This window comes from Candidatus Zixiibacteriota bacterium (assembly GCA_019038695.1).
Classification (GTDB): domain Bacteria; phylum Zixibacteria; class MSB-5A5; order GN15; family FEB-12; genus B120-G9.
Window position 1 is genome coordinate 16,003 of record JAHOYZ010000039.1, and the last position, 25,026, is coordinate 41,028.

The 25,026-nt window shown below is 51.0% G+C and carries 18 protein-coding genes; all 18 read right to left on the reverse strand.

Annotated features, from left to right (window positions below):
• Positions 1–87: 87 nt before the first annotated feature.
• On the reverse strand, positions 88–837 hold the full coding sequence (locus KOO62_11790; protein MBU8934669.1) for a tetratricopeptide repeat protein: 750 nt from the start codon (positions 835–837) through the stop codon (positions 88–90).
• Positions 830–2,602 carry a BatD family protein gene (locus KOO62_11795; GenBank protein MBU8934670.1) on the reverse strand — a complete coding sequence of 591 codons (1,773 nt, stop codon included), beginning with the start codon at positions 2,600–2,602 and terminating at the stop codon, positions 830–832. Before KOO62_11795 ends, KOO62_11790 begins: the two co-directional genes overlap by 8 nt.
• 51 nt (positions 2,603–2,653) lie before the next feature.
• Positions 2,654–3,394 carry a tetratricopeptide repeat protein gene (locus tag KOO62_11800; protein MBU8934671.1) on the reverse strand — a complete coding sequence of 247 codons (741 nt, stop codon included), beginning with the start codon at positions 3,392–3,394 and terminating at the stop codon, positions 2,654–2,656.
• A complete protein-coding gene (locus KOO62_11805; protein ID MBU8934672.1) occupies positions 3,394–4,410 on the reverse strand; it encodes a VWA domain-containing protein in 1,017 nt (338 codons plus the stop codon). The genes KOO62_11800 and KOO62_11805 overlap by 1 nt, the downstream gene beginning before the upstream one ends.
• Positions 4,411–4,427: 17 nt before the next feature.
• Entirely contained in the window at positions 4,428–5,471 is a 1,044-nt protein-coding gene (locus KOO62_11810) for a VWA domain-containing protein (GenBank protein MBU8934673.1), read from the reverse strand.
• The gene (locus KOO62_11815) at positions 5,468–6,448 is read right to left on the reverse strand and encodes a BatD family protein (protein MBU8934674.1); all 981 of its coding nucleotides are present in this window, start codon (positions 6,446–6,448) and stop codon (positions 5,468–5,470) included. The genes KOO62_11810 and KOO62_11815 overlap by 4 nt, the downstream gene beginning before the upstream one ends.
• Before the next feature lie 60 nt (positions 6,449–6,508).
• Positions 6,509–7,348, reverse strand: coding sequence for a hypothetical protein (locus KOO62_11820; protein ID MBU8934675.1), 840 nt, complete (start codon positions 7,346–7,348; stop codon positions 6,509–6,511).
• An 89-nt stretch (positions 7,349–7,437) separates the two neighbouring features.
• Positions 7,438–8,313: a DUF58 domain-containing protein gene (locus KOO62_11825; GenBank protein MBU8934676.1), complete on the reverse strand. Its 876-nt coding sequence runs from the start codon at positions 8,311–8,313 to the stop codon at positions 7,438–7,440.
• A gap of 12 nt (positions 8,314–8,325) precedes the next feature.
• The gene (locus tag KOO62_11830; protein ID MBU8934677.1) at positions 8,326–9,315 is read right to left on the reverse strand and encodes a MoxR family ATPase; all 990 of its coding nucleotides are present in this window, start codon (positions 9,313–9,315) and stop codon (positions 8,326–8,328) included.
• 22 nt (positions 9,316–9,337) lie between these two features.
• The gene (locus KOO62_11835) at positions 9,338–10,216 is read right to left on the reverse strand and encodes a hypothetical protein (GenBank protein ID MBU8934678.1); all 879 of its coding nucleotides are present in this window, start codon (positions 10,214–10,216) and stop codon (positions 9,338–9,340) included.
• A 93-nt stretch (positions 10,217–10,309) separates the two neighbouring features.
• Positions 10,310–11,155 carry a geranylgeranylglycerol-phosphate geranylgeranyltransferase gene (locus tag KOO62_11840; protein MBU8934679.1) on the reverse strand — a complete coding sequence of 282 codons (846 nt, stop codon included), beginning with the start codon at positions 11,153–11,155 and terminating at the stop codon, positions 10,310–10,312.
• A 38-nt stretch (positions 11,156–11,193) separates the two neighbouring features.
• Positions 11,194–12,660 (reverse strand): BamA/TamA family outer membrane protein, encoded by a 1,467-nt coding sequence (locus KOO62_11845; protein ID MBU8934680.1) that lies wholly within the window; start codon positions 12,658–12,660, stop codon positions 11,194–11,196.
• A 1-nt stretch (position 12,661) separates the two neighbouring features.
• Positions 12,662–15,982 (reverse strand): hypothetical protein, encoded by a 3,321-nt coding sequence (locus tag KOO62_11850; GenBank protein MBU8934681.1) that lies wholly within the window; start codon positions 15,980–15,982, stop codon positions 12,662–12,664.
• 10 nt (positions 15,983–15,992) lie between these two features.
• A complete protein-coding gene (locus tag KOO62_11855; protein ID MBU8934682.1) occupies positions 15,993–16,952 on the reverse strand; it encodes an NHL repeat-containing protein in 960 nt (319 codons plus the stop codon).
• 10 nt (positions 16,953–16,962) lie between these two features.
• Positions 16,963–17,763: a hypothetical protein gene (locus KOO62_11860; protein ID MBU8934683.1), complete on the reverse strand. Its 801-nt coding sequence runs from the start codon at positions 17,761–17,763 to the stop codon at positions 16,963–16,965.
• Between the two features lie 10 nt (positions 17,764–17,773).
• Positions 17,774–18,679 carry a hypothetical protein gene (locus tag KOO62_11865; protein ID MBU8934684.1) on the reverse strand — a complete coding sequence of 302 codons (906 nt, stop codon included), beginning with the start codon at positions 18,677–18,679 and terminating at the stop codon, positions 17,774–17,776.
• A 20-nt stretch (positions 18,680–18,699) separates the two neighbouring features.
• A complete protein-coding gene (locus KOO62_11870; protein MBU8934685.1) occupies positions 18,700–22,011 on the reverse strand; it encodes a hypothetical protein in 3,312 nt (1,103 codons plus the stop codon).
• A gap of 27 nt (positions 22,012–22,038) precedes the next feature.
• Positions 22,039–25,011 carry a PorV/PorQ family protein gene (locus tag KOO62_11875; protein MBU8934686.1) on the reverse strand — a complete coding sequence of 991 codons (2,973 nt, stop codon included), beginning with the start codon at positions 25,009–25,011 and terminating at the stop codon, positions 22,039–22,041.
• Positions 25,012–25,026: the final 15 nt, after the last annotated feature.

Consider the following 25,026-nt stretch of genomic DNA (forward strand, 5'->3'; position numbering starts at 1 on the left):
CTCCCCATAGAAAACAACGCCGATAAAGATAGACGCCCTCCTGATGGGTGTCAACTAATTAGAAAGGGTTCAAATGATGATGTCCGACTATATCTCGGCCAGGAGAGATTTTTTCATCCAGCCACGTCGTTTGTTCTCAAACAGCACGTTATAGTAATCGCCGGTCTCAGCCATAATCTCGACAATCAGTCCCGGGGCACCCCGAAATTCAAGGTCGGCACCATCGGTTGGTCCCGATAGCACAAGGCTCTCGTCGGCCACAACCACTGCCCAACGGGTTAGATAGTCAGTCCGATACTTGAAAGTGGTCAGACCTGATATGCCCAACAGAATTACCAGCACCACCACGGTGGACACCCGCTGTAAGGGATTGTTGTATCCTAGTCCGAAACGGACCATAAGCAACAGGCAGAACAATATGAATATGGCCGACATAGCCCAGGCCAGGGTATCCAGACGATATGAAGCCACCAGTGATTCCATAAAGCTATTGATCGGATTAAGCTTTACCCCTTCCATCTGAACACTGGGGAATTGCCGGGCAAATTCAAGATTATGAACCAGGTCTTCATCGTCCGGGGCTAGCCGTCGCGCCCTGTGATAGGAAAGTACGGCTCGTCCCAAATCGCCGGCCTTGAAGTATGCGTTCCCCAGATTATAATATAGAGGTGCCGATTCGACACCGTGACTCAGGGCAGCCAGATATTTGTCTATCGCAGACTCATAATCCTTATCCTCGTAAGCCTGATTACCCTGAAGAAAGAGACTATCGGTGGCAGGCGTAGCGCTGACAGAAGTCACCATCACCATGATGAGAATGGCGTAGAACCTAAGCAAATCGTACTCCTTCGAGGTGGATCATTATCTGTTCGGCCATCAAGAGCAATTGATCAATATTCTCCTGTTTGGTCTCGGCTGGCGCAAACCGCCCGAAGTCGCACTTCTGTAGAGCCATGCAGACATCTTCTATCACTACCTCTTCAACTGAACGTTCCTCCAGCAATTCGCGGAGGCTATCAGTGGTCAGACCGTGGGGCGAAATGTTGAGCTTGTCGGCTACATACGAAGTCAGAGCAAAATGCACTTCGGCAAAGAAATCACCGGCCTGGTCGGGTTTCGCCAGAGATCGAGCCCGAGCCAGACGTTTCCGGGCCAGTTTGCCAGCTTGCCGGGAACGGGCATAGCTGACATCGGAGGCCAGTCTTTCCCGCCGTCGTCGCACGAAGATCATACCGGCCAGCACGAGCACCGGCAACCCATTCACAACCAGATAGACCGGCGTGGTGAAAAACACACGACCGATCAACGACATCTCTCCAGCATCAGTCTTGATGTATCGGATATCCCGCGCATCACTACCGATGAGCAAACTGGGACGGGCAAAGGGGGCATCAGTCGCAGCCACATATCCTTCCGGCTTGATCACCCGCAGTTTGATCGGAGCGGTTGCAATTGTCCGGTAACGCCCCTCGGAAGGAACAAAGTAGTTGTACGAGATAGCTGGTATTTCCAGAGTTCCGGGACGTTTCGGGATGAACACTTCTTCATATATTTTGCTTCCGCCGATGCGGTCTTTGACTTTAGTGATGTTCTCACTGCTGGAAGCCCGGTAGATACGAAACTCATCCAACTCCGGAATGACCGGCTCAGCCGCGGCCTTAATATTGCCCGTCCCAGAGATACGTAGCGTTAGAGTCACTGGCTGATTGACCTCGACTTCACGCTTGTCGGTCTTACCACTGATCTTGAAATTCCCGATACTGCCCGTAAAATCAACGGGACGGCCCTCGTCAGGCAGAGATCGAACATTGATCCTGATCGGCTTGCTACTGACCGAGATTTCCTTGCCGGTATTAAAGAAATCACCGAAAGCACTAAAGGGATCCCGCCCTCGATTACCCCTCGCGGGAACATTGACACGAATAGTAGCACGACCAATAGTGAGATCGCCAGTCTGAGTAGGAAACAGGGCATATTTGCGCTCGATAATCTTGTACGTACGATTGTTGATCTTCTGGCGGTAGGGAGCCTTGTTTCCAAGGAGTTCTGTCCAGAAGCCGGTGGTGGTCGGTTCCGAGAGTTCCGGACTGCCATAATACTGTATCGCGATACAGAACTTCAGCGTGAGCGTAACCTGCTCATTGACGTATGGGTTCTTTTTGTCAATGACAGCTTCCAGGAAGTGATCTTTCCCGCGACTAGTTGATGCCGATGCTTCATCCTGAAGCTGTGATGAGGCCGAAGTTCCAGTGTTCAGAACCGTTAGTTCAACCGGATTGCCCTTGTATCGTTTCTTGCTGTGAACAATCGCGATGTTATCAATGACAAAGACACCGTGCTTACGCGGCATGAGCAGGTAACGATAGGTAACAGAGGAAGTGACCTGGCCGTTGATGATGCTGAAATTACTGGATCTCCCCTGTGAATAAACTTCGAAAGCGGCCAATGTTGGAACCTGTGGATTAGGAAGGTCCTGAGATGTGCCTGCGACGATTATCTGAAGTGTGGCGTGTTCATCAAGACCAATCGTATCCCGGTCAAGCGAGACGGTCAGGGTGACATCATCTCCCTGTCCGACGGCACTGACCGTTCCACATACCATAACAGACAGCAGTAACGTACACCAAATTATGAAGCCGGCTCTAGTCATATTTTACCAGTCATTCCCACGGTAGGCTCCAGCCGCGATTTGTCGTTTGATTTTCTTCTGAAGATCCTGCTCATCATCACGCAGAGCATTGAGAATTCGTTCAGCATCCTCCTTTGATATCTCGTTTTGCTCCTGTTGCTGCTGCTGCTGTTGTTGTTGCTGATCCTGCTGGTCTTGTTCACCATCCTGTTGATCCTGATCCTGTTCTTCTTCCTGCTCGCCTTCCTGCTGTTCCTGCTCTTGTTGCTGTTGCTGTTCCTGTTGTTGCTGTTCCTGTTCCTGGTCCTGATCCTGTTGCTTCGGTTGAGTGTTCTCTTTGAGCATCTTGCGAGCCAGTTCCAGGTTGAACTTCGCATTCAGATCGTCAGGGTTGATCTCCAACGATTTCTCGTAGTTCGTGATGGCGTTCTGATAATCACCCATGCGGAAGTAGGTATTGCCGATATTATAGTAAACCTGCGCCGCCAGTCCTATATTAGTCGTGTTGAGTGCCCTGGTGTAATTGTCAACTGCCTGTTCATAGTCTCCCTGCTTGAAAGACGCTCCACCGATATTGTAGAGCAACTCCGGCGATTCGGGAATCTCCACTTCTGCGCTGTGATATTTTTCCATCGCCGTTGCGAAATCACCATCATTAAAAGCCTCGTTGCCCTCCCGGACCAGATCCACATGATCGGCTGCCACACCGGTCCCCACCATGAGGAGTATCAGCAGTGCCACCATAGCTACCCATCGCATATTCATTAGACAATCCTCTTCCGCGGCTTTTTTCGTTCCGGCAGGAAAAACTCTCCGATAATGAATAGCATCGCCAACAGTAACGGCCACTGGAAGCGATCATCGTAACGGGTTACCAATGTACCTTCCAATTCCTTTTTCTCCAGACTCGCGATCTCATCAAATATCCGATCAAGCTCCATCTCACCGGCCGAAGCGTGGTAGTACTTGCCACCGGTGGCCAGAGCGATTTTCTGCAAAGTGACCTCATCCAGACGAGTCAGTATAACCTCGCCATCCTGGTCCTTCTTGAAGCCTACCTGCTTACCACTACGGTCAACAATAGGAATAGGTTCCCCATTTGGATTGCCAATCCCCACCGTATATATCTTAACACCCTGCTTGCGAGCCTCCTCGGCAGCCTCAATCGCGCCCTCGTCCTGATCTTCTCCATCGGTCAACAGGATCATAACCTTATGCTTCTTCTCCTGCTGGTTAAAAGCACGAGCGGTCGCTTCAATAGCGGAGGACAGGGACGTTCCCTGAATGCTGACCGATGTTTGATCGACAGCACCCAGTAAGAAACCGGCTGATGCGTAGTCGAGCGTCAGGGGACATTGAATAAAAGCATCTCCGGCGAAAACGACCAACCCAATACGATCACCCTGAAGTCGATCAATAATAGACTGAAGTTCCTGCTTGGCCTTACCCAGTCGGTTGGGTTTCATATCACGGGCCAGCATGGAATTGGAAACATCCAACGCCACCATGAGGTCGATCCCTTCTCGCTTGAGCATCTCAAGGTGAGTTCCAAATTGCAGCCGGGCCAGAGCAAGTACAATAAGCACCAGAGCAATCATCAAAAAGGTGGCTTTACTGCCCTGACGGACAAACGAAATATAGGGCGCGTTCTTCATAATCAAAGGCAGATCACCGAAACGCTGAAGAAGCTTTTTCTTTCTCCTGAGCGCCCAGAAGACAAAACCGATCAAAGCCAGTACAACGAGCAACAACAGGAAGTTTTCAGGTTGGGCGAAACGCATCGTCTATCTCATCTCCCTTACGGCAGCTTGCGAAAATATGTGTGGGCCAGCAGCATTTCAAGCATTAGCAACAATAAGCCGGCATAGGCGAAAAAGTGGAATAGCTCAACATACTGAATATGAGCTGCCACTTCGATTTCGGTTTTTTCCAGTTCGTCTATCAGGGTATAGATCTCCTGGAGTTCATCGCCCGACCTGGCCCGGAAGAATTTCCCGCCGGTACGCTCGGCTATCTTCTTGAGGGTTTCTTCGTCAATCTTGGTCGGCTGATATACATAGCGCTTGCCAAATACCGGGTCCTGGTACGGATACATAGCTCGACCGGATTTGCCTGCACCGATCGTGTATACCTTAATATCGAACGCTGCGGCGAGGTTAGCGGCAGTAACAGGGTCGATCTCACCGGCATTGTTGTCGCCATCAGTTAACAAAATGATAATCCTGCTCTCGCTCTCCGAATCCCGCAGACGATTGACAGAGTTAGCCAGCGCCATACCGATTGCAGTGCCGTCATCAATCAATCCAAAATCGACCTGATCGACAAAACTCAACAACACCCCATAGTCAGTCGTGAGCGGACACTGTGTATACGAATATCGCGCGAATACAACCAGACCGATACGGTCGTTAACTCGCTTCTCAATAAAATTCTTGATTTCTTCCTTGGCCACATAAAGGCGATTGTTGGGTTTGAAATCTTCGGCCTGCATCGATGATGACACATCCAGGGCGATCACAATATCGACACCTTCCGAAGTCACCTCCTGATACTCGGTTCCCGACCGGGGTCGAGCAAAAGCCACCACAAACGCCGCCACCGCCAGCACACGTAGCAACAACAGCACGAAGCGGAAACGCTGACGGCTGCTCCGAGCGGCGCGTTTGACAATTCGTATATCGGAGTACTTGATTGAGGCTGATTTAAAGCGCCGGTATTTGAAATGGTAAATCAGCATCGCGGCGATAACAAAGGCACCGACGCCAAAGATAATCAGGGCAGGGACAGTAGTGTCGATCAATTCCAGGAAGCTTACCGACAATCCACCAAACTCTACATTCATGACGCTCTCTCCTGCTGTGAGGGCGTACCAGTATTTTGATCGGACTGTGTATCAACAGTTGTGGTAACAGCCAGACGTTGCACCTGATCGGTGCGAACTCTTTCCACGATGGCATGAACGGAGTCGAAATCTAACCCTGTTCGTTCTCCGGCAGGCACTAGTTTGGCAAACTTTACCAGATCGGCATGACTGAGAAATCCAATCGTATCATCGAAAATACCGGGAGGCAGAGTCAAACTCTCAAACTGGGCCATGAACTCTTCTGTTGTCATATCGAGTGCATTACACTGGTAGACACGACCAAGATACCAACGAGCAATCTCGGACAGTTCAATATAGTAGAGTTTATGTCCGTCACCGTCGATGAGGTTCTTTCCCTGAAGAACGGCCAGCCGTTCAAATGCAATTTCCCATGGCGGGCGGAGGTCCACCGGCTCAACCTCCGTCTTCTTCTTTCGTAACCGCCGCCAGAACCACAGACCGACCAACAACAGGACAAGCGCGATAGCCCCTCCCCAATAATAGTATATGGTCAGATCGCGAAGGAACTCATACTGAGTCTTCAAGGGTTTAATATCCAGCGAGTCATCGGTGTTTAGCAGAAGCGAGTTCACCTTGACCGGCACTGCCTCTGAAATCATAACCTTGCGAGTGCCGTCGGGTAGATCGAAAATGACCGGGATCGGCGGAATAACATAATCTCCGGTCGTAAACGTGGACAGGACAAACCTGTTTTCGCTCTGCACCCGGCCGTCTTCCAGTACCGTGACGATATCAGGTTGATAGTCCTTGACATCGAAAGCTCCGAGGTTGGCTCCCAGCGGTGGAGGAATCAGTTTGTAGGTCGAGTCATGGACGATTGTCAGGATGTACGTTACCAGGTCGCCCACATACATGTCGGCGCGATCAACGGAGGTGGTGATCTCTACTCCCGGTAGAGAAGCTACCGTGTCAGCCTCGCTCTGAGCAAGCGTCACTGAAGGCAGCAAGCAAATCAAAAAACAGACAAATATGTAGTGACGTAACAAAATCATAGCTTACTTCACATTATGGTCGAGAAACTCAACCCTCTCTGTTTGCGCCAAGCGGTTGATGTAGTCACCAAAAGCTGACTGGGTCTTCTCGGACTGGTAATCCATAAAAGCCTGTGCCCGAACTGAATCGAAGGGGGCATTTTGATAGCGAGCGGTCTTATTGGCCAGATAGTAATTGTGTACATCGGAATTATCAATCTGAACTTGGGGAATCACTTTGTCGACTACATAGCGATCCACCAGCAATTGCTTATAGAACAGATGCTGACGGCGTTTGACTTCGGGATCGTCGCCATAGTTCTCCCTGACCGCAGCATGATAGATCAACTCAAGACCAACCTGCTGATGCACAAACTCGATCTTCGCTTCACGACTGAGATAGCGCTGCTGCACTTCAACCGGCAACGCCTGTATCCGGTCGGTGATTTCCGACATATAGAATGGCACGCCGCCGATCCGAGCTACAGCCACGTCCTTGTCATCACGTGGTCCCGCGTCCAGATTAGCGACCTGATCCAGCTGCCTTCGGGCGTCAACGATATTACCCATCTTCTCCAGCGAAGCAACCAATTTGCGGCCGACCTCATCCGAGAAAGAAGCATCCGGGTCCAGTGTCTGCGCCCGAACATAGTGGGCTGCTGCCTGCTCATAATCCAGAAGATGCTCGAAGTAAATGCGAGCCATAAGATAGTTCACGTTGGCTCTGGTCTTCTTCTCGATCCCCTCTATATCAAGGATACGCGCATATTCCAAAACAGCAGCAGAATACAGACGGTTGTCGCGTAACTCACCGGCCAATTTCTTATGACGTTCGATTGCCTCACCATAATCGGTCGTATTCATACACGACACAAAAGCCAGACATATAATCAAACCAAGGCCCAGCATCAGGAGACTGTATATTTTTATGCTTGATGTCATAGTAAGTTCAGTTAGAATCGTTTCTCGCGCTTCCGGAAGAAATTGATTAACGGTATGGTGTATGGCTGGTCGGTACGGATATTGATAAAGTCAAGGTCTATCAACTGGAACTCGCGGGTCAGGTTGGCGACATCTTCATCAGAACGAGCCGCAAATTCACGACGAAACTCCCTGGACGACGTATCGACCATATAGACTTCGCCTGTCTCAGCATCTTCAAGCTCAATCAACCCTACATCCTCGAAGGTTGTTTCACGGGGATCGCTGATTTTGATAGCCACCACATCGTGTTTGCGATTGGCGATCTGAAGCGGCTTGCGGTAGCCTTCCGAAAGAAAATCGGAAATGAGAAACACGACCGACTTGCGTCTTATGACCCGATTGAAATACTCCATCGCACCACCGATATCAGTGCCAATTCCCTTCGGCTTGAAATAGAGTATCTCCCGGATAAGACGCAGAACGTGAGCACGACCCTTCTTGGGAGGAACGAACTTCTCAATCTCGTCGGTGAATATGATCAACCCCACCTTGTCGTTATTCTTGATCGCGGAGAAAGCCAGTAGCGCTCCGATTTCGGCAGCCGTTTCGCTCTTGAAACGGTCACGAGTTCCAAAGCGCCCCGACGATGATGCATCGACCAGTAACACAACCGACAGTTCGCGTTCTTCTTTGAATTTCTTAATATGCGGATAGCCGGTGCGTGCGGTAACGTTCCAATCGATCAGACGGATGTCATCACCAGACACATACTCTCGCACTTCCTCAAATTCCATCCCCTGACCCTTGAAGGTCGAATGGTATTCGCCGGAGAAAAGATCATTGACCAGTTTCTTGGTACGAATCTCGATCCGTCGTATTTTCTTCAGTACTTCTGCCGGTAGCATAATTGATTGTGCCTACGGAACCTCAATGGCGTCAAATACTTTGGCCACGATGGAATCGCTGTCGATTTCCTCAGCCTCAGCTTCATAGGTGATAAGAATACGATGGCGCAGCACGTCGTGGCCAATCGCCTTGATATCTTCCGGTGTAACGTACCCGCGTCCCTTCAGGAAAGCGTGCGCCTTGGCCGCCAGGTTAAGGTAGATCGTGGCACGAGGAGAAGCGCCATAGGCAATTAGGTTCCCCAACTCGCCCAAACCATATTTGTCCGGCTCACGAGTGGCAAAGATGATATTTACGATATACTCCTTGACCTTGTCATCAATATAAATCGAACGCACAACTCCGCGAGCACGAATAATATCTTCAGGTGTGATAACCTTATCGATCTCCGGCAGGGCACCGCCGGTGTTGCGCTCCATGATCTCACGTTCCTCGGCCGGACTGGGGTATCCAATCTTGAGCATGAACATGAAACGATCAATCTGCGCCTCAGGGAGCGGGTACGTGCCTTCCTGCTCAATCGGATTCTGGGTGGCCAGCACCAAAAAAGGCTCGTCCAGCTTGAAAGTAGAATCGCTGATCGTCACCTGACGTTCCTGCATTGCCTCCAGAAGCGCCGACTGGACCTTGGCGGGGGCACGGTTGATCTCGTCAGCCAGAATGATATTGGCGAAGATCGGGCCTTTCTTGACCGAGAACTGAGCGGTCTGGGGATTGTAGATCATGGTACCGATCAAATCGGCCGGCAGCAGATCAGGCGTAAACTGCAAACGCTGAAATTTGGTCTGAACAGCGTCTGACAGCGTCTTGACTGCCAGGGTCTTGGCCAGACCGGGAACACCCTCGATAAGGATATGGCCATCAGCCAGAATACCGATCAGAAGCCGGTCGAGGAGGTACTCCTGTCCGACGATGACTGTCGCCATTTGCTCCGTCAGACGCTTAATGAACGATGATTCCTGCTCCACGCGAGCCTGAATTTCTTGAATATCGGTGTGCATCAATCCTCCGGATATATGTACTTCATAATTTACTTAATAACTCGCGCACTTCGGATTCCAACCGGATAGTATCTCCCGGTGCGGATATTACCGGGCGGAACTTGTCCTTTTCGGCAACGACCATCAATTGCACCAGTTTGTCGATCTGTGATGACGATAACGATGAGCCTTCAAACGCGGCTGACAGGTCTGCCTCGTTGAGACCTTCGGCCTTTATGGAATACTGTGCGGCCAGGAAATCTATCAACAACCGGTGTAGTCCGGACTGGAATTTCTTCATGTCGGAGTCGGCTTCCTGTTTGAGCAAAGCCAATTCATCGAGAGCCTTCTCGGTCGGTCTTTGCTCCGATGGTCCGTCCGCTTTTCTTTTTGAGCGCACTACCACCACAACTACAATTACTACGACCACAATGGCCGCAATGACCACGATTAGCCAGATCGAGACACCGGCCTTCTCCTTTTCGACCGGAACAGGTTCCCGGATCTGGACCGTCATCGCCTCAGTGACTAATTCTCCCTCGGCACTATCAGCCCGGGTTATATAACTAATGACGATAGGATCGATCTTCCCAAGTCCGGCCGAGGTCGGAATAAGTGTGTACCTATAGGTTTTGGTTGTGATCTCATCCGATCCTGATCCCGATGCTGCTATGGAGGAAGTGAACCCTCCAACCCGCAGACGATCAAAATATGTTTCGAGAGGTTGCTTGAACCTGTAAGACGCCTGAGACCCATCCCACTGCAACTTGATCTCAAAGACCGTGCTATCCTCGAAAGCTACCGTCGCTTTTTCAAGTGACTGCGAGACAGATATGCCGTCAGCCAGACAAGAACTCGCCAGGATCACCAATGCTGTCAGAACCAGAGTAGCTAATCTCACAAACTTCCGATCACCTTTCATTCTCGAAAACCCAACTGCAACGATGAGTTGAGCCAGACTACCTTACAGTTGATCTTATACTCCAAATTCGGACGACAGTTTCACAAAAAGCCGTCATGCAAGCACCAACGCGACAATACCAAGAACCATGCCGACCTTCAGACCAAATGTTCCGATAGCCAGCATCCGCGGGCTGGGATTGCCCCAGATCAGAATCAATAGTGCCAACAGGGGCAGGTCAATAATATAAACAGTTATGATCTTGTAGACTGAGCCAAACCACCCGACCAGAACAGGCACAATAGTCAGAACAACCAGAACGCCGAACAACACCAGGGCCGTAGCAAGAGCGGAGCGGGGTTCAATAATTTGTGGAAACGTCCTGATACCGACCCGGCGATCACGGTCAATACCCTCAACATCCTTAAGAATCTCGCGCACCAGGTACAGAAACACAGCAAACAGAGCCGGTATCAGAGGCCCTGGCAATTCCCATGTCCAGGCTGTATTTATTGCCAATCCGCCAGTAATAAACGTTAGACCACTTAGTACGGCGATAATGACATTACCCAGCAACGGAACACGTTTGAGTTTGAAATTGTATGCAATCAGCATAACCAGAGCCAACCCTACCACGGTGGTCACAGACCAGTTGACCGAAATCGCCGCAATCAATGCACCAAGAGCACAGACCACCGCTACAACGACAGCGAACTTCTTCGACAAACGCCCCTCTGCCAAAACCCGGTGGGGATAATTGACACGGTCGATCTCGACATCAAGCAGATCATTGACGCAGTTACCACAGGCACAGACCAGAAACGCCGCCACAGAAGCCAGCAGGGGACCATAATAGATGGGATCACCCCAGGTCATGTACGCTCCCACCCACACCGCCATCATAGTCAGGAGACAATTGAAAAAGCGGATGAGACGGAAGATATCAAGAACGACTCGCATGTCAGAGGATAGACACCACCCCGGAAGCCGGTCAACTTTTATATCTCTGAGGAAATCTCAATCGAGAGACGGGCTTGACCGATGGGCGTGTCCGGATTCAATCCCAACGATATTCTAACACCTCGGGTAGCACTTTGCACGGCTATGCCAATTCCAAACCCCCAGTGAAAGTCTTCCTGGGTGCGCACACCCTCGTCAGCATCGGCAACCCGATTGTTGAGGTAAGCTCCGTCGGCGAAGCCGAAGATGTAACCACTCTCGAAACGAAGACGCGGTTCGACCGTGATGATCGCCGCACGAACGACGGCAAACTGTTCATTGCGGTATCCGCGAAGCGATCCGGGACCTCCAACCAGAACCAACTCAGATACTGGTGGTAAGTCTTCCTCGGTCTCAAGCCCGCGATACCTTAACCCGATGTGGCCAGTCAACGATCCCACCAGCGGTTGGTATGTGCTTATACTTATAGCGATACGAGTTTCGTCAAAAGCCACCCCTGTGGCGGCAGAATCCTGTTTGTGGCGTCGGTACGAATAGAGCAGGGACCAATTCAGATTTACACCACGAGAGGGATTGAAAATGTTATCCAGCGTTCGCCATTGGATTTGATGCTCAACTGCATAGACCGAGAAGGAAGATCGATCTCCGACCGGTTCTACACTGCGATAGGCGAGGGACAGAGCTGTCGATGTTTCCCGCCATCGGTCGAGACGATATGAGCTACGAAGCAAGAACTCGTAGAATAAATCACGGTAGTCACGAGTGGCTACCTGAAACTCAGCACTCCCCGGACCAAGCCAGAAAACCGGCTGTGTGTATCCCAAGCGCAGCTCGTTATGATTGCGTTCGCGTCGCTGCGACAACAACGATGCACAACGACCTTGGCCAAAAAGGTTGTTGAATCGAAGGTCCAGATGCCAGACCAAACCGGTTGGATCATCGGGCACATAACCACCTCCAGCCGATATTTCGACAGGCCTGACTTCCTTAAAGTAACACTCTATATCAGCAACCGTATATCCCTCTAATGCACGAATATGTATCGGTTCCATAAAATGTAGATAGCCTATCCGCGAAGCGGCCTCAGCCACTGATAAGAGACGCCGCTCAATCAGCAAGCTGTCGGCAACCAACGGGAAATAACGGTGAAGTGTTGCCGGGGCAGTGCGACTGAGACCGGAGAATAACAGACGGCCAATCCGTACTTTAGGCCCAGCTTCAACCTTTGCGTTTATTGAAATTCGATCGCGATTTTTCGCTATGCGAATCGGATGAATGACGGCATAATAGTAGCCGCTGTCCTGCCAGGGAGTCAGTAGATTGTCGCACAGTCGTGTCAATGCTGGTTCGGAAAAGGGGATTCCCGGCGTCAAAGTATCATCGATACTACCCGAGAGAATCAGGGTGTCGATGATTGCATTATCCTGATCACGATCATTCCCACTAACATGTGCTGTGCATATCAGCGAACTCACCAGAATAATTACATGTACTACTTGTTTCATATCAGAATCCCGCCACCATTTCGCCCTGCCCTATGATACGGGCTGCCCTCGTATCGGCATGACGGCCGGAAATTGACAGATTAATCCGTAGCCTCGACTTGCCCCCATAGCGCACCCCCACCGACCAAACTGCTCCCTGGCGACCGGGACGATTGTCGGTCAGCAGAAATGACGGCATACCGGACAGGGCCGAAAGAGTCTGTCGATACAACTCCAGTGAGATACGGAGTTCACCATTGCCGACAAATCCAAGACGTGAAGATGTCAACAGCCGGTAAAGATCAGAACGTTCGCCGACAGCCGATGTTGCTCGGCGATAGGCAGTGCCCAACGTCAATTCGTGAGCGCCCATGAGCTGTCGGATAGTGAGATCAATCGAGTATCCGTCCACTTCACCAGCCCCACTAAAATAGATATCTCGATCTGAGTCAAACAGTCCTACAGTCTCTTCGAAACGAGTACTACCGACAACCTGTCGGAAAGACAACGAACCGCGTCGATCGCGCCGTTCTCGTGGCGTATCCGCCACGCGACGTATCTCCTGATCCTCACTCACCGATAGACTGACAGCATAGATATTCTTGATGGGAAACAGACGCAGATCGGTGCTATGATGACGATTGTAATAAAGGTACGGCTGGCTCTGGTCGGACACGAATGGCAACACCCACCAGACTGACCGCTGACCCGACGCCAGTAATTCCTCCCTGACACGTGAATCTAGTCGCAGGAGTACAATCGACCAGTCCCGGGACAAATGGAACGTCTTCTCGCCGCGAGACACTTGGGCCTGAGTAGACAATATCTCCTCGATCCTTACGAAATCACCATTAGGATCGGGGCGATACTCTTCCTCTTCAAAGATGTACTGCCCCTCCCCCGATTCTACCCGTAGATAGTTTATTCCGCGAGCATGTCGTGATTCCTCGGATAGCAGATATGAGCTGCCCACTCTAAATCGTCCGGGTGAATCATTGTAGTCAAGGTTGAGTCTCCCCAGGTAGCTTTCGTCATGGGACTGAGGAGAACGTCGCCATTGATGGAACAGTGTCGTATTATAGCTCAGTTTGCCGATCCGGCGACGTGACTCAACACTAACGTGAGTGCGACGCAATAGCTCATTCCAGTCACCTCTTAAGGTGTCCTCAATATATCGCTGAACTTCCAGACGCTCGGTCGGTCGGTCAAGAGAAAAACTCAGGCGATCATACCGTGTCCCCCGATCTTCTCCCTTGTAATCATGTCTCCGATCGTCATGCTCATAGTCAGTGGAGAACGTCCACCCAAGAGGAACTTTCCACGCCACAACGCAGCCATACGAGTCTGCCCTGCCAGTAATCGGGCGTGTGTCAACGGCACTCGTATCAGCGGTACTTGTACCAACGGCACTAGTGCCATCGATACGGATCATACGCCATTTCAGACGGCCGGTAACATTGCGATGAGCCATAATTTCAACATCGCCACCACCACGCCATGATGACGGACCGTGCTGATAATCCAACCGCGCCAGATTCGGAGAAACGGCTACATGCGACGATGGCGAGAGCCGTCCTTCTATCGATTGATAGCTCTCGTCTGAGGTCATAACAAAACTGTCGGGAAGAAAGAAATCCCTGGCAAAATCGGCCTTATCCAGCCGGTGCGGGGACCTATATCGCGGTTCTCTGAACCTGGTTCTGGCAGTGACATATTGGGTGTTGTCAGGAGGACCCCAGTCTTTCCGAAGCGAGGCTACATACAACGCCCCATTATTGTCATCATCATCGAGGTCGGAGAAAAGATTCTTATCGGATTGACTTTGCCGCCATTCGGCTGTAAGAGTTCCCAGAGCACCGCTTCTGATTCCGAGGCTAGTCTGAAAATACTCGTTTCGCTCAGGCAATGGGAGAGTTCTGACTGGCAGATAGTCACCTTTTCCCTCACCCGCATACTGGTAAATCGCGTTGCCTACATAGCGATACTCGCCCTTGCTAACTCCGACAAAACTGAAGGTCACTCTGTAATCCCCGGTATCCCCCACGATATGTTGGTAGATTGTGTCAGGTAGACTATCAGGTAGAATGATGTAGTTGCCCATACTATCGGGAAACACCCCTGATTCACGGGCCGCATCGGAATTGTCTCCCACCGCTTCTAATAGCGCCCGACCGGCCTCCGACAATTCCCCCTGGAGTGGCTGGTGACTGTCATCACCATCATGTGTCCAGGCCATGTCGAAGATAACGGTGGAATCTCCAAGAGCTACCCCTCCCCCGGCAGTGAACAACTCCCCACGGTAATCCGAGGACTGCGGTTCATAATCAATCTCGATACGGCTGCGGCTGTCGATGGAGTGATTGACGCCAAACGTTATCTGACCAGCCGGGTAGTCAACAATGTAATCCTTGTGTGTACCTCTTTCCAGAAGCTGACCATCGAGCCACACCTGTTCCGAACCCGGGACAACCGGCACCGCGGCCGGGTCGATCTGATAGGGACCTTGAAGCTGATCCAGACTGTGTAGCCGTATGGTCTGGAAACGTCCTCGCGGTCGAGCCGCCGACATGTAGGCACTCTGATGAAAGTCGCGATAAGCAAAGGTCACTCCCGAAAGACGCCGGTCACGTCTGGTAAACGGCATTTGAGTCATCGGATCAAAACGATTGCTCACCATGAGATCACCAACTCGACCGGTGAACCGTCGTGAGTTTACCTCCAGATGGATTCGGTCGAGTTCCTTCAGAGTACTGTTGGCTGTTCCGTAGATGGGGTCATAACCTCGATCCGAGACCGCCCCGGTTACATCTACTCCCGAAGCCAACTGACCGGAGATAGTGAGATCAAGACCCTGGCTGAAGCTTGAACCTCCTCTCGAACGAGTCATAAATCGAAACGACTTGGTTCCTGACAGACTCAGATCCGAACCACGCGATGTTAAGTTTCTTTTACCTGAATGAACCACTCCCCTCGTTTCAGGGAGCGCGTATTGTCCTATCGGTGGGAGTGACCGTCCATAGGTAGTGGACAACCACGAAGGCAAAAGGGTATAGCACAGACGAAGCGTGTCGCCATGTGCGACCGTGATACGCGACAGATCAAATCGCATATATTTGTTGTCATAATTGTATTCTGTCCCTCGCCTGAGTAAACTATCGCCAACATAGAGCGAGTCGGACAAATCGAATATGCCTCTGGGAGCAACCGAGTAAACTGCCGGCAGACTGTCCCCGGCGATTTCGACACAGGTGCCAGAGACGGCGGCATAAGGCGCAAGAAGGATGCAGAAAAATATGATGGTGATCAAGAACGACGGAGATTTCCATGGATAGTGATCGCCCATGGCTCCTCGCCTATCGTTCGGGACTGATTATGCGGCAAACCAACAGACGATCATTGCCGGTGTCGGAGACAACGATACGACCGTCGGGGAGAATGGCAACGTCCGATGGTTCCCTCAGGTCAATTGAGGTCCCGGACATCTGAGGTCCAACCATAAGCTTACGCTCTCCCTGATGCGAGAATAAGAACAATCGACCAACAACTCCGTCTACGACCCATAATCCATGTCCGTCGATTGTCACTGCAATAGGATAATCAAGCTCAGGGGATGATATACTTCGCACAAAGTTACCGTAGTCGTCATAGACAACCAGACGGCTGTTGCCTGCATCGCACACCAGGAATCCACCTTGCCGGCCAACCACAATCTTCTCGGGCGAGTGAACCTGGTCGCCGCTGTATCCGAAATCACCCACGAAACGGTCGAATTGTCCCACGTGATTGAAAACGGCAATGCGGTTCTGATCCCGATCGGCAATCCATAACTCGCCGAACTCCGTGAGTGCCGCACCCGAGGGATACCCGAACTTGAGAAGGTCTTCACTATCATAGAAGGCAATATCACCAGCATACGTAAGGCGATTATCAAAACGCGCCAGACGTCGATTGCCCTCATCAGTAACAAGCAGGTTGAGTTCATTATCAATGACTGCAAAAGTCGGACCATCCAGAAGACCAGCTGCTGATCCATGGCCTCCAATCTCCCTGACAGGAGTTAAATCGGAATGAAACTGGATTATCCGATGGTTGCCGGCATCAACACAGTAGAGCGACCCACGACCGTCAATCGCAAGACCGAATGGACGACTCAGTCTGGCTCCAAGAACAACACCGGCAATTTCCTGCTCCACTACAAGAGCAACAGGAACCACCGCCGCCTGTTCGTCAATAACCTGATCTCTCTTGGCTCCTCCACATGATAGCAAACCAAGAGCCACTATTCCGACCAGTATTCCACTAAGGCGTCCCACACCTATTCGCTCAAAAACCCGGGTACACAGTAATCGCGACCTGGTTGCGCTCAGCCAGAGGATCAACGCTCAACTGCACCGGTTTGCCAGCTACTGACAGGAAGAATCCGTCATCAGTCAGTCCCCCCCCACGGGCATCGCGAACAGCATCGACGACTGCCAGAACACGGTCAAAGAGACCAACCAACATGACCCACCTGGCTCGTCGATAGGCAGTTCGGCTGGATTCACGGAGCTCACGGAAAACAGCCCTGTCCTCGGTTGACTGCCAAGACCAGTGATGACTTGCATCATCGGGAAAGTACTCCGAGCCAGTCTCCAGCAGACGTCCGATATCATTGTACCGATCAATATCGCGGTATTTCTCCAGCCAGACAAAGAAATCATCATCCTTACCATCCAGGTTTGCGCCTGCTTTTGCTTCGGCATGACGTATCATGTCATCCTTCTTCCATGCGCCGTAGGTACGCAGGGAAAAATAGGAAACCCAGGTCACTATCTCCGCCGCAAAGAAAACGCGAGCCTTGGTCTTCCGACCGTTGTAATATTGCCCCCACCCCGGAACCAGCAACGAATACAGTCCGGCTCTGAGCTTCGATTGACCACCAAACTTCTGGCCGGACAAAGTAGCCTTGGCCTCTACATTGCTGGAGTCGAAGGCATTGAGTGCGACTGCTTTCAGTCCGAAACCCGAACCGGCAATGGTCTGTGACATCTGGGTTTGAATAGGCGTCTTGCTCAATTCAAGCCCGTGTCCGACGACCACCATTACAATCAGCAGGGAAACAGTCAGGGACAATATGCGCTTCATTTGCTCTACCTTAGAATTTATAAGTGAACGTCACAAAAGGCGTATCCCGTCTGGCATGATACGACTTTAGCGACGCCTTTATCTTGACCCGAGCCAATGTCGATCCACTCTGGGTTTCGATCCGGCTATTGTGCTTTTTGGCTGAAATCAAACCCTCAAATGCACTTACCAGACGATTGGCTATGGAGACAAAGATCATGCGTCGGGCTCGCTTGTAACGACCGTCAGTATCCTTCCGCATCTGCTCATATTCCAGTCGGTGGGATGTGGACGGAATGTTCTCGTCTGTATTAACATGCGGCGGCGGGGCGATTTCACTGTAGTCATACAGATACTGCCCCTCGAGATTAGCATCATCCCATCCCCAGGCAAACTGATCGTACTTACCGGTCATCTCGTAGTATTGCTGAGTGCGAGTATCCGGCAGATGATGCGACAGTTCGCGGGCGGTGAGGGAATCGTCATCGTCCTTCCCATAGGCCCACAGAAGATAGGTTTCGTAATCCTCCTGATTCCAGTGATCACGATTGAACTGTTCGAACTCGGCGGTCATATCATCGGCCTGTCCATGCCACTTGCTGTAAAAAATCCATGAGGTTACTTCAGCTCCAAGAAATCCGACTGCCTTGAACCGACTGCCATTGTATAACTGACCCATTCCTGGAACCGCGAGCGAGAGTAAAAATGCCTTGGCTGGCGACTTGCTTCGGAAATTATTCGGGCGAGGTATCTGGTCTGATGATGGATCGACGACGAGCGGCTCGTCAGTGTTTAGGGCCAGGGCAACGTCATACCGAATCTTGTGTCCTTCTAGAGCGAAAGCGGATGTAGTCGATTGTACGGCGGCTGCGTTTCCGGCAACCATCAATAGGCCGACAGTTATAGCGAAGACACAAATGGTGTTGGATCGGATCATTATCGCTGGTTCCTCCTGAACTATCGAATTATCGCAATATCTGTGAAGGCTGTTTGTTCCGAACCACTAAAATCAATCTTGATAAAGCAACGATATACACCCGGGCTGACATCGTCACAATTCCAGACGACTTCATTATCCAGGCCACCGGAAGTTGGTCCGCTTAGGGCGTCAATTTCTATCCCTGACAAATCGTAGATGGTAAGCCTTACTCGATTGGCTTCCTTTCCCAGGAAGTATCGAATGGTCGTGTGCCCGTCAACGACCGGGTTAGGATAGTTGTAGAATCGGTCGTCATGCCAATTTTGACTAAACTGTACGGGCGAGATCAATCTGGTCGAATCAAAGGTCAGCGAGTTGGTCGGATCGGCACCACCCATAGGCCAGTAGTTACGGGTCGAATCGGCGTCTACCTGCCACATGTAGAACCATCCATCACCACCAAGGTACCCCAACCATCCGCCGGTCGAATCATTAAGCGTGATCGGCGACCCGGCTGCGAGTTCCCCGGCCGAAAGTGGGAATCCGTAGGCTAGATTCTGACCATAGGCATATATATTTCCCGCAGCGGTAGCTGCTACAATCTCGGACCGTCCACCACGCTCAAGGTCGGATACTATCGGCGGCGCAGACACAAAATTGTCGGCAAGAAGTCCGTCGTCAATCTCAATAGGGAAACCGGTCTTAGCCGTGAGTTCGTGATTGAAAGCATATATAGCGTTGGGACCACCACAGATGATGTCGGGATAGCCATCATCATCAATATCCGCTGCGATCGGATTTACGGTCACCGTTGCTCCCGTTTCTTGATAGCGTAGCAAAGACAGATCCGGCGGGGATTGGTTCTGGTCAACACTAATCAGTACCATCTCCCCATTGGCTGACACGCCTACAATCTCGATGACTCCATCACGATCGACATCGACGGCAATAGGACCATAGCGAAAATGGCCGTTCAGTGAAATCGAATCAACGTGATCATCATCCATAACATAAAAGGTAGTGACATCCTCATCCCCGGCCATCAGAATCATCGCTTCTCCGGCTCGGCAGATACCGTGATATTCGTCATTAACAAATGTCCCAATCAGCACCAAAGATCCGGAAACCAGTCCGGTCTTATGATAAACATTTCCAAGGCTGGTCAGTCCATATAAATCGTGGCCAAAGGTAATGGCAATAGGAGTGCCTGACGTGATGAATTCGGATCGTAAGTCCGCCTGCCCATCGTGGTCATCATCAGTCGCTTTATAAATAAGTATGCGCCCGTCGGACTCACCATAGGGAATACCAACCGCGACGAGTTTTTCGGTAAGCGCCTTCTCGCCAAAGTCACCGGTCACCGGACCGGACCAGATTACCTGGTTGGGAGCCAACTCGACAAACAGCGGCACCGGATGAGGACGCCCGGTATGTATACTGGCCAGGGCTGTGTCATAGAAAGTGTCTGCCTCGGGTGTGTAGAACTTCCTGATATAGCGCTCCCCCTCGGTCGTGAAGACTGAAATGAGGTTCTGCGAAGCGACAATCAACTCATCAGTCCCATCACGATTGAGGTCATCGGCTATTACGTTAAGGTGATAGGCCGGTGAGCCAGCGCGTATAGGGAAACCGGGGGCAAGCCTGTCGGTCTCCAAATCAAACCGCATGATGTTGTCGTCAATGTAGATGTTATTAAGACCTACCGTATCGATATCACGACTAATGCCGGAGACATAGATATGGGTGTTATTGCCTGAATTATCAATTGCCGGTGGATTGGTATTAGGTGTAAAAGAAGTGTTGCGGTCATCGCGATACATATCCTCAGCGCGTCCGAAACCACTGCGGTAGTACCCTCCGAGATGAACCTGGCCATCACCCTCGATCAAACGAATGAATCGACGCTCCGAGTCCCACTGGAGGTCGTTGTCGTCAAAATTGTTCATTCCGTCACCGTCATAATCCAGACCGGCAACAGCCTCGTCAACATGGTAAATAAGCATCCCAGAGCCGGGCATCAGCTGGTCATACTCCCGCGAGTATGATCCGTACCCGACAAGATTGCCTTCATTGTCTCGAATAATCTCCACAGGACCCTGGATAACACCGGTGGCCGAGTCCGCCCGAACTCCGGTTTCCTTGCCATCGATTTCAATAACCCGGTTCTCCAATAAGTAGTATTCCTTTTCGGTGATCGGAATGCGGGCAATCTTGATGCTGTCGGAGATCATTGCAGCCGCTGCCAGCGTTATGTCGGTACCCTGACGGAAGTCATGGACATCGACAAAGCCGAGATGCGCCCGCGACCAGGCTGTTGGGAATAACGGCATGGCTCCAAACACACGACCCGCATCGAACCCAAAATCGATCCCGGTTCCAAAGCCATTGTTATCCATGAGGGAAAAATCACCAAGTTGGGTCATAAAGTTGTTCGTACTGTAGATGTCCACCAATCCCAATTGATGACCAAATTCGTGGGCCAGAACCGCGTTGAGAGCAGTGGCACGATTATCCTGGCAGGCCGTCTCCGGCATCATCAGCGCAGTTCGCACGAACGTAGCACCGTTGTCAACCCACACCGAGTCACCGAAACTGATGAACCCTGTAAACAGGTCATTGCACGTTTCCGGAAAGCCTATATCATTCTGCCGGTCGGAACCGGCATGAAAGAGAAAGATCGACTCGTACCGAGCGAAATCTATCGCGGGTGTTTCGGCATCGGCTGTTTCAATGCAATCTATAAAGTACAGCTCGAGTCCGTAGACCACAGAGTCATAGCCACACTTCCCGTAGTGGCTCATAGGGTGTGGTAAAGTGTAGGCAGCATCGCTCTCTGGTGGGAATATCTCCCAGTGAAGATCGATCTTGCCTTCAGAAACTGTCTCCCAATAGCGACTGAGCGCCTGCATATGAGCATCGAAGTAGGCTGCGTTGTGCGGTGGGGGATCTATCCAATGACCAATGGTATCATAGTAGGCGGCTGAATCCTCAGGCGTAGCCAGGGGATTGCTTAAGTCGATTACACCTCGACCGGTAGTATTGGGATCGTCGGTGTCTTCCCGCTGAAAATCAAACCGCAGCACCAGGACTTCGATAGTCCTGTCGGCCATGGCATCAAGCGCCTGGCTGGGCAGGGACCAGGATCTGTCTCGTTTTACCCCGAGGTCGATCGGATCCTTTACCTCTGGCGTGAGACAGCGTTGACGTACATGATTATCGCCGGGGTCAGTGGTGACGGCCTGACGACTCAAAATAGGCAAAGCTTTGTCACCGGCGGCGACGTTGGTGGTGGCGACCAGCAAGGCCGCCACCACTACTATCTGGCGAAGATCAAACAATCCTATGTTCAAACTCAGACTCCCATGTCTTTGGACAAATTATGGTCTCACAGAAAGTGACATACGCAAGGTGTTCGCCAATATTGACTCGTTATTGCTGGGAATATAAGAGAAATCAAATCCGAAGCGGTCCATCAGCGTAAGACCGACACCAAGAGTGAGAATCTTAATTTTCCCGTCTTCATCATGCTTGTATCCAGCTCTGAGAGCAATCAGGTCAGCATAAACAAACTCTGCTCCAGTGTTAATGATTGTCTCTTTGATCTCTTCATTAAAACTGCCAATGGAAACTAGTTGTTTATTCAGTTCGCCGGTGATCAACAGACGGTTGTAGTCCGATCGCAGGAGCTTGTATGCGAATCCAATTGCGAGGTTACGCGGCAATGGATCACTCTGTGCATCCTGACTGTACTGGATCTCCGGTCCGATGTTGGTGATGCTCATGCCAAGATTCAACCGTGGTGTCATGTGGTAGAGCAATCCCAGATCGAGCGCGACTCCGGTAGCGGTGCCATCACCAAAACCTCCCGATTCCTCTCCTGAAAGCTCGCCCACTTCAGATAGGTGGGAATACAACACTTTGGCTGAGATACCACCTTTGAGCGATTGGGTCAGAGAAGCGCCGTAGGATAGCCCGACGGCAAACTCGTACGCCTCCCCCATACCAGCATCGTGACCCTGCTCGTCGGTATACGGCATGGACCCATATGTCAGGTATGTAAAATTGAAACCGACTGTACCCCAACCACGTAGATGATGTACACCTGAAAAGAATTCATAATAAATGTCGTCGGCAAGATCAAGTTCGGGCAACCAGTTAACATGCATCAGGGAATACTCCGAACGTGCATTGGCTTTGGCAACAACTCTATCTTCGCTGGCCATCCAGAGTTCGTCACCAATCATTATCACGTTGATGGCATTCGACCGGTCAAGCCCCATCCGATTCACGCTCATCACTCGCTTTTTCTCTTTGTCAAAGAATCTGAGACCATTGGCAGTCGCAAGGTAAACATACTTGCCACTCCCCGTGATCTTGTTGATTCGGGATGCCAGAGCGTTGCGATATACTTTGATTGTATCACCTATTTGGAGAGTACCGTCGTCCAAATCATTTATCGCGATGAGAGCTTCGCGGTATAGGTTCGCATCATCGGGATCTATTTCTTCACCCCACCTTAGACCGATCAAGTTACTATCGAGTGTTTCTCCCTCGGCAACAACGTGTTCACCATAACCGAGAATGCGCGACGAATCACCAGAGAGTAACACTAATCCGTAATCTGTACCCAGCCATGTTCTGTCACCAGCAGAGTAAATGCTGGTCGCATCCCCTCTAATCCGGGCCACATAGGGAACCAAAATAACATCGCCAGCTCTCAGAGCATCCATATCAACCGGTCGGGCAGGCATCGCCGGAACCTCGGAGGTAGTGACTGAATCCATCTGCTCAAGGGTTTCATCTATCACCAGAGCAGTATCTTCAACAGAAGTCTCCGGCAACACATCAACATCCTCAGATGCTTCACCAACACTGTCTGACGGAACAACCTCAGTTACTTCACCAGCACTATCTGACGGAACAACCTCAGTTACTTCACCAGCACTATCTGACGGAACAACCTCAATTACTCCACCAACACTGTCTGACAGAACAACCTCGGTGGCTTCAGTGACACTATCGGACTGTACAACCTCCGTAGCTTTTGACGGATCAACCAACACATCTTCCAGACCGGCTTCCGGTGATGGCTCGTCTGGCCGCTGGTTAATGTCAAGCATCTTTGCGATGAATTCACTTTTTTCAGCTTCCAGGCCATAGATTGCGAACTTGTCGGCAATTGACTCTGGGGTGTCATCCAACACCACCGTATAGGCAAAGCTGTTTGACCAGGTATCGCCGTTAAATGAGTATAAGTCGTTATCGATCACGACCCATTCATGTTGGCTGCTGAATCCGGGACCAACAGCACTAACCCGACCGCCTGGTAAACTCTCAGAACCAGTGACAGGTATCACCTTGGCTCCAGCAAAAGAGACCAGACCCTTGCTAGTGCCAACGTATATCAAACCTGGTGAGGTATACAGCGCAGTAATCTCCGAAGAAGGCAGACCATCGAGTTCGGTCATAGTCCGCCAGGTTTTTCCATTGTAGAAATACAAACCGTTTGTCGTTCCTACCAGAAGGGACTTCTCGCCTGAAACAATACAGGTGAGTTCGCCCTCAAACAGAGCTGCATAGGGAATCTTCAGTTCTTCGGGAATGAATCTTGATCTGGCATTTTCAATCGCTATGTTTATGCGATCACACTCAACCTCAGACAAGACCGAATCTTTCATGCCGTCATTGTAATTCTTACGGGCAGTCTCGAACCTATCCCAGTTGATACGACACTCGTCGTAGGCCGCCGTCAGGGTATCAAAATCATCAGTAATTGCTGAGAGGCGGGGATAATCCTCGGGAATGCTTGCAATAATGTTATCCCTAAGCTGCAGTAGCTCCTGTTTGCTGTAAGGGCTGTTGGCCTCAGCCACGACAGCCACTCGGGCTGCGAGCCGCTCTTCGTCCTTTTCGTTGAAATAACGAGTGACCTTTTGAGATACAGTCTGATCGGTACGGGTATTGAATATTTCCTCTGTGTACCAATTGCGATAATCATACCGTACAAGTCCTTGAGTGGATATGGCCCATATTTCATAGGATTGGTAGTCCGAGCCAGTCCCTTTCCTCAGGGCCACCATGCTTCGCAACGGCCGAAGATGATTGGGAACTCGGGAGTCCTTCCATGAATCCGAAAGCGGGTAGGCTCCGAGACCAGCCGGGTTCCAGTATGTTGTGGTGGCATCATCAGCAACCGCCACGAATGACTCACCCATTGCAGCCGCTCGGGCTCCAGGTGCAATGCGAAGGAAAAGAGCTGAAGCGCTCGAGACCTGTGCCTGGCCGCTGGTGGCCAGAGCGGTGACGATCAAACATGTGAGGACAAGAGTAACAACGTGTCTCGTGAGCATAAACAGTCTCCTAAT

Bases quoted from the DNA above. Each gene is read 5' to 3' on its own strand.
- KOO62_11795 (MBU8934670.1), bottom strand. From the start codon at position 2,602: ATGGTATGTGGAACGGTCAGTGCCGTCGGACAGGGAGATGATGTCACC.
- KOO62_11800 (MBU8934671.1), bottom strand. From the start codon at position 3,394: ATGAATATGCGATGGGTAGCTATGGTGGCACTGCTGATACTCCTCATG.
- KOO62_11805 (MBU8934672.1), bottom strand. From the start codon at position 4,410: ATGCGTTTCGCCCAACCTGAAAACTTCCTGTTGTTGCTCGTTGTACTG.
- KOO62_11810 (MBU8934673.1), bottom strand. From the start codon at position 5,471: ATGAATGTAGAGTTTGGTGGATTGTCGGTAAGCTTCCTGGAATTGATC.
- KOO62_11820 (MBU8934675.1), bottom strand. From the start codon at position 7,348: ATGAATACGACCGATTATGGTGAGGCAATCGAACGTCATAAGAAATTG.
- KOO62_11825 (MBU8934676.1), bottom strand. From the start codon at position 8,313: ATGCTACCGGCAGAAGTACTGAAGAAAATACGACGGATCGAGATTCGT.
- KOO62_11830 (MBU8934677.1), bottom strand. From the start codon at position 9,315: ATGCACACCGATATTCAAGAAATTCAGGCTCGCGTGGAGCAGGAATCA.
- KOO62_11835 (MBU8934678.1), bottom strand. From the start codon at position 10,216: ATGAAAGGTGATCGGAAGTTTGTGAGATTAGCTACTCTGGTTCTGACA.
- KOO62_11840 (MBU8934679.1), bottom strand. From the start codon at position 11,155: ATGCGAGTCGTTCTTGATATCTTCCGTCTCATCCGCTTTTTCAATTGT.
- KOO62_11845 (MBU8934680.1), bottom strand. From the start codon at position 12,660: ATGAAACAAGTAGTACATGTAATTATTCTGGTGAGTTCGCTGATATGC.
- KOO62_11850 (MBU8934681.1), bottom strand. From the start codon at position 15,982: ATGGGCGATCACTATCCATGGAAATCTCCGTCGTTCTTGATCACCATC.
- KOO62_11860 (MBU8934683.1), bottom strand. From the start codon at position 17,763: ATGAAGCGCATATTGTCCCTGACTGTTTCCCTGCTGATTGTAATGGTG.
- KOO62_11865 (MBU8934684.1), bottom strand. From the start codon at position 18,679: ATGATCCGATCCAACACCATTTGTGTCTTCGCTATAACTGTCGGCCTA.
- KOO62_11875 (MBU8934686.1), bottom strand. From the start codon at position 25,011: ATGCTCACGAGACACGTTGTTACTCTTGTCCTCACATGTTTGATCGTC.